Annotated in this window: 1 protein-coding gene; it reads left to right on the top strand. The window is 72.2% G+C overall.

Annotated features, from left to right (window positions below):
* On the top strand, positions 1–461 hold a 461-nt coding region (locus GJV78_RS22830; protein WP_230979236.1), incomplete at both ends, for an ImcF-related family protein.

Here is a 461-nt window from a genome sequence, read left to right as displayed (position 1 = left end):
CAAAAGCGGCTTCTGCTGGCTGAAAACCGCCGCCGTCGCCGCTGCGGCGCTGATGCTCCTGGGGGGCGGCATGATGACGGTCTCTTTTATCGCTAACCGCAGCCTGGTGGCCACGGCCGGTGAACAGCTACAGCAGGCGGCGGCGAAAAATCTGCCGCCGGCGGCCCGTCTGCAGGCGCTGTCCGGCCTGCAACGAACCCTGGCCCGCCTGGAGTACCGCGCGCAGCACGGGGTGCCCTGGTATTCCCGCAGCGGCCTCAGCCAGAACGGGGCGCTGCGGGCGGCGCTGCTCCCGCGCTACGGGGAGATGGCGCTGCCGCTGCTGCGTGACGCGGCGGCCGCGCACCTCTCCCGCCAGCTCCGGGCCTTTGTTCAGCTCCCCCCGGACAGCCCGCGGCGCAGCGCCCTGGCCGGGGCGGCCTATGACCAGCTGAAGCTCTACCTGATGCTGGCCCGCCCGG

The sequence above is a fragment of the Intestinirhabdus alba genome, assembly GCF_009711095.1.
Lineage (GTDB): Bacteria > Pseudomonadota > Gammaproteobacteria > Enterobacterales > Enterobacteriaceae > Intestinirhabdus > Intestinirhabdus alba.
Note: the sequence above shows the minus strand (reverse complement) of the source record. Positions and strands in the feature narration are given on the sequence as shown.